The organism is Aquabacterium soli, assembly GCF_003933735.1.
Classification (GTDB): Bacteria; Pseudomonadota; Gammaproteobacteria; order Burkholderiales; family Burkholderiaceae_C; genus Aquabacterium; species Aquabacterium soli.
The window spans coordinates 1-4,924 of record NZ_RSED01000043.1 but is presented as its reverse complement, the minus strand read 5'-3'; the positions used below and the strand labels follow the sequence as shown (position 1 = coordinate 4,924).

Annotated in this window: 6 protein-coding genes and 1 pseudogene; 2 read left to right on the top strand and 5 right to left on the bottom strand. The window is 64.8% G+C overall.

The genetic code is table 11. The features are described from left to right. The 3 genes from EIP75_RS23590 to EIP75_RS23580 all read right to left on the bottom strand — a co-directional run. A partial coding sequence (locus EIP75_RS23590) for a hypothetical protein (protein WP_199758689.1) occupies positions 1–792 on the bottom strand: 792 nt, incomplete at its 3' end. A gap of 260 nt (positions 793–1,052) precedes the next feature. Then, entirely contained in the window at positions 1,053–1,484 is a 432-nt protein-coding gene (locus EIP75_RS23585; RefSeq protein WP_125245635.1) for a DUF1841 family protein, read from the bottom strand. Between the two features lie 23 nt (positions 1,485–1,507). Further along, positions 1,508–1,858, bottom strand: a complete 351-nt coding sequence (locus EIP75_RS23580; protein WP_125245634.1) for an FKBP-type peptidyl-prolyl cis-trans isomerase — start codon at positions 1,856–1,858, stop codon at positions 1,508–1,510. A 167-nt stretch (positions 1,859–2,025) separates the two neighbouring features. Here EIP75_RS23580 and EIP75_RS23575 point away from each other — a divergent pair, with 167 nt between their 5' ends. Then, positions 2,026–2,910, top strand: a complete 885-nt coding sequence (locus EIP75_RS23575; RefSeq protein WP_233585020.1) for an SdiA-regulated domain-containing protein — start codon at positions 2,026–2,028, stop codon at positions 2,908–2,910. Positions 2,911–2,954: 44 nt separating this feature from the next. Next, on the top strand, positions 2,955–3,593 hold the full coding sequence (locus tag EIP75_RS23570) for a lamin tail domain-containing protein (protein ID WP_125245633.1): 639 nt from the start codon (positions 2,955–2,957) through the stop codon (positions 3,591–3,593). Positions 3,594–3,627: 34 nt separating this feature from the next. Here the strand turns inward: EIP75_RS23570 and EIP75_RS23565 are convergent. Further along, positions 3,628–4,388: pseudogene (locus EIP75_RS23565) on the bottom strand (ABC transporter ATP-binding protein). 3 nt (positions 4,389–4,391) lie between these two features. Further along, the coding region (locus EIP75_RS23560; RefSeq protein ID WP_125245632.1) for an ATP-binding cassette domain-containing protein at positions 4,392–4,924 on the bottom strand (533 nt) is incomplete at its 5' end.

Below are 4,924 nucleotides of genomic sequence, written 5' to 3'. Positions count from 1 at the left end.
GCCGGTGCCGGCGGCAGGCGTTGCGTTCTGAGGGGTGCCCGCCGTCAGCGTGAGCGTCTCGGGCCCTTCACTGATGGCATCAGGCACGGTCGGCACACGCACAACGATCGCATCGGCGGGCGTATTGACCGGCACATTCACGGTGATGGAACCGTTCGGCGAAGGCGTCACGGTCTGGAAGGTCTGGCCGCCGTCCAGCGACACTTGCACGGGGCCAGTATCGGTTCCCACCGTGGCGCTGCCGCTGCTCAATTGCAGCACCACCTGGGTGGCCGCCGTCGTAGGCGGGTTGCTGAGCGTGATCTGGAAGTCGAGGTTGCCGCCTTCGGTGACGATGGGGCTGCTCACGCCACTCACGGTAGGCTCAGGCGTTGGGGCCGTGAAGAACAGGGGTTGCGCGACCACGGTCGGCACTTCTGGTGCCAAGCGCTCGGTCCCAAACTCAAAATTCAGTTGGGTGACGGACTCACTGACACGGTCCACACGCAGGCCGGGTGTCAGACCGCCTTCGCCGCCGCCGGTCAGGCCGGCCGCCGGGGCTTCGTCACCGCGCTCCACAGCGGCGATGTCCCGATCGATGTCGGACACAGGCGCCACCGGCTTGACCTCGGCCACCTTGCCCTTGGGGTTGGTGATCTGAACGATGCCGTCCTGGGTGGTGATGATCTGCTCGCCAGGCTTCACGCTGTCGCCCACCTGCAGCGGCTTGAGCTTGCCGTTGGGCAGCTTCACGAATGCAGAGCCCCACAGGCCGGTGACGGTTCCGGAAGGCGACTTGGAAAGAATGGGCATGGCAGATCCTGTCTGTGACGTGATTGGCGACGAATGTAACTCGTCGTTATCGCGCTAAAACAGTCTCGAATCCCCTAATCAGGTGTAATGGATCACACCTGAAGGCCATAAATCCCCAAGTAAGGCATCCCCAAGATGTGACAAACATCACATCCTCTGGTTTTACACAGCCTGTCCTGAAGGAATTTCGGACAGGCACACATCCGCGCCTGCAACCCACTCAATCAAGTGGTCACACCCTCACAATCCACATTGTGAAATCAACGGCTGGCGCGAGCCAGGATCTCGGCGATGTACGCCTCACCGTCAAAGGGCTGGCCAGAGCGCTGAGAGGCCCAGACCATCTGCCCCAGCGCTTCCATCACCTCGTGATGCGCTTCATGCAGGGATGATCGGCGGTGCGCCAGACGCTCTACCGCGGCCTTGATGCCGCGGGGCTGGTCGATGCTGGTCTGTTCGGTGATCGACAGGTGCATCGACAGGTGCAGGAAGGGGTTGGTGCGCCCTTCCTCCACCAGGAACTGGGCGGCAATGGCCGTCTCCACGTCGGACAGGTCCTCGTGGTACTCGGGATGCTGGGTGATCCAGTCCACGGCCAGGGCTTCCAGCGGCGTGAGCGGCTGCACCGCCTGATGCTTGGCCCAGGCGCCGCAGAAAAACCGCCGCACCTCTTCCTGGCTGGGAGCAAACATGGCCGATCCCGCTTTGCGTGGCCTCAGACGGCCAGCAGTTCCACTTCGAACAGCAGCGTTGCGTTGGGGGGAATCACGCCGCCAGCGCCGCGAGCACCGTAACCCAGTTCGGGCGGGATGGTCAGCACGCGGGTACCGCCCACCTTCATGCCCTGCACACCCTCGTCCCAGCCGCGGATCACATGGCCGGCGCCCAGGGGGAATTCGAAGGGGTCGTTGCGGTCCTTGCTGGAATCGAACTTGGCGCCCTTGACGCCGTTGTCGAACAACCAGCCGGTGTAGTGCACGGACACGTAGGCGCCCGCCTTGGCTTCGTCACCGCCGCCCTCGACGGTGTCTTCGTATTGCAGGCCGGAGGTCGTTGTCGTGGGCATGGCAGCTCCTAAAAGTGTCTCGGAAGGAAAAGAGGCCCGAGTCTAACTGCCCGCCCGATTCGGGGGGCGCACACCGATGGATGCCCCCGGTGTCATGCCCGTGAAATGTCGGATTCCTAGAGTGCGCGGGCGTCGATCCAACACCACAGCTTCACCGGAGTCCAACCGTGCCCACGTTCATCCGTTCCACAGCCGCCCTGATCCTGGCCGCCTGCATGCCACTGGGCGCCAGCGCCGCGGGCCTCGACCTGTCGCGCTACAGCCTGACGCAGACCCTTGCCCTGCCCACCTCCACCGCGTCCGAATCCTCTGCCATCACCTGGAACTGGGACAACGACCATCTCTACGTGGTCGGCGACGAGGGTGAGTACATCACCGAGGTGACCCGCAGCGGCACCGTGGTGAGCAGCATGCGCCTGAGCGGCTTCGACGACACCGAAGCGCTGACCTACATAGGCAACGGCCAGTTCGTGGTCGGTGAAGAGCGCATCCAGGACGTCTACAAGCTGAGCTACCAGGCAGGCGGCACGGCATCGCGCGGTTCGCTGGCCACCGTGTCGCTGGGTGCGACCGTGGGCAATGTGGGCCTGGAAGGCCTCTCGTACGACCGCGCCAGCGGGCAGTTCGTGACCGTGAAGGAAAAGGGCCCGCAGTTTGTCGGCCTGGGCAGCATCAACTTCAGCAACGGCACGCACACCGTGGGTAGCCTGTTCACGCCCAGCCTGGGCGTAGCTGATCTCTCGGACGTGCAGACGCTCAGCGGCTTCGTGGGCACCAGCTACGCCGGCAACCTGCTGATCATCAGCCAGGAATCGCGCAGCCTGCTGGAAGTCACGCGCGCCGGCGTGGTGGTCAGCTCGTTCGACTTCAGCAGCATCTCGGACACGGCCGAGGGCGTGACCATCGCCAGCGACGGCACGATCTACCTGACCGACGAGACACCCAACATCTACGTGCTGACCGCCGCCGTGCCAGAGCCCGAGACCTTTGCCCTGATGTTCAGCGGCCTGGCCGTGCTGGGCGCCGTCGCCGCCCGCCGCCGTCACGCCTGACGCGCCTCTTCCACCCTTTGCACACATCCCAGCAGGACATTGCCATGAAGTTCATCAAGATCGCCGCCATCGCGGCCGCCGCCATCGCCTCCACCGCCGCTCAGGCCCAGGTCGTCATCACCGAATGGATGTACAAGGGCGGCGTCGGCGAGTTCATCGAATTCACCAACATCGGCAGCACGGCCATCGATTTCAGCCACTGGAGCTACGACGACGACTCGCGCATCGCAGGCGTGTTTTCGCTGGCCGGCCTGGGCACCGTGGCCGCCGGCGAATCGGTCATCATCACCGAAACCGATGCCGACGTGTTCCGCACCGACTGGGGCCTGTCGGCCAGCGTCAAGGTGCTGGGCGATTACACCAACAACCTGGGCAACGGCGACGAAATCAACCTCTACAACGGCACTCAGCTGGCAGACCGCCTGACCTTCGGCACCAGCCCGAAGACCGACAACCGCAGCGGCCATGCCACCACCCTGGCGGCGCTGGGCGCCAACGACGTGAGCCTGTGGACGCTGTCGTCGGTGGGGGATGTGGAAGGGTCCTGGCGTTCGGTGGCCGGCACCATCGGCAGCCCTGGCCAGACCTCGTTCGCACCGGCCGTGCCCGAACCCGAGACCTACGCGATGATGGTCGCCGGCCTGTGCGTGGTCGGCTCGATGGCCCGCCGCCGTCGCGGCTGAGGCCTCGCAACGCCAGCGTGCGCCGCTTCCAGGGTCAGATCGACATGAGTTGGCGCACGCCGTCGGCTTCCATGCTGCTGCCGCGGCCACGCTGGATGATCTCGCCACGCTCCATCACCAGATACTGGTCGGCCAGCTCGGCGGCGAAATCGTAGAACTGCTCGACCAGCACCACGGCCATCTTCTGGCCGTTCAGGCCTTCATCGGCCAGCTTGCGGATGGCGCGGCCGATGTCCTTGATGATGCTGGGCTGGATACCTTNGCCAGCTTGCGGATGGCGCGGCCGATGTCCTTGATGATGCTGGGCTGGATACCTTCGGTCGGCTCGTCCAGGATCAGCAGCTTGGGGCCGGCCGCCAGCGCGCGGGCGATGGCCAGCTGCTGCTGCTGCCCGCCCGACAAGTCACCGCCACGGCGGTGCATCATCTGCTTGAGCACCGGGAACAGCTCGAACAGCTGCTCGGGGAACGGCGTGCTGCCCGGCTTGCTGGCCAGTCCCATCTGCAGGTTCTCGGCTACCGTGAGGCGCCCGAAGATCTCGCGGCCCTGGGGCACATAGCCCACGCCCAGACGCACCCGCTCATAGGGCTTGAGCTTGTCGATGCCCTGCCCGTCCAGCTTGATCGCGCCTGACTTGATGGGCACCAGGCCCATCAGGCTCTTGAGCAACGTGGTCTTGCCCACGCCATTGCGGCCCAGCACCACGGTGACCTCGCCCACCTTGGCCTCGAAGCCCAGGCCGCGCAGGATGTGCGAGCCGCCGTAGTACTGGTTGACTTGTTCGACGTTCAGCATTGCTTATCTACCCAGGTAAACCTCGACGACCTTGTCGTTGGCCTGCACTTGCGCCAGCGTGCCTTCGGCCAGCACCGAGCCCTCGTGCAGCACGGTCACCTTCTTCTTGTCGGCGGTGCTGCCACGCGTGGTCAGCTCGTTGATGAACTTCATGTCGTGCTCCACCACCACCAGCGAATGCGCGCCTTCGAGCGACAGGAACAGCTCGGCCGTGCGCTCGGTCTCTTCATCGGTCATGCCGGCCACGGGTTCGTCCAGCAGCAACAGCTTGGGATCCTGCATCAGCAGCATGCCGATCTCCAGCCACTGCTTTTGCCCGTGCGAGAGTAGGCCAGCCGTGCGCTGGGCATGGTCCTTGAGGTGGATCAGCTTGAGCATCTCGGCGATGCGGTCCAGCTGGGCGCTGCTCAGCTTGAAGAACACGGACGACAGCGCCCGGCGATCGGCCTTGAGCGAGAGCTCCAGGTTCTCGAACACGCTGAGCTGCTCGAACACCGTGGGCTTCTGGAACTTGCGGCCGATGCCCGCCTGCGCGA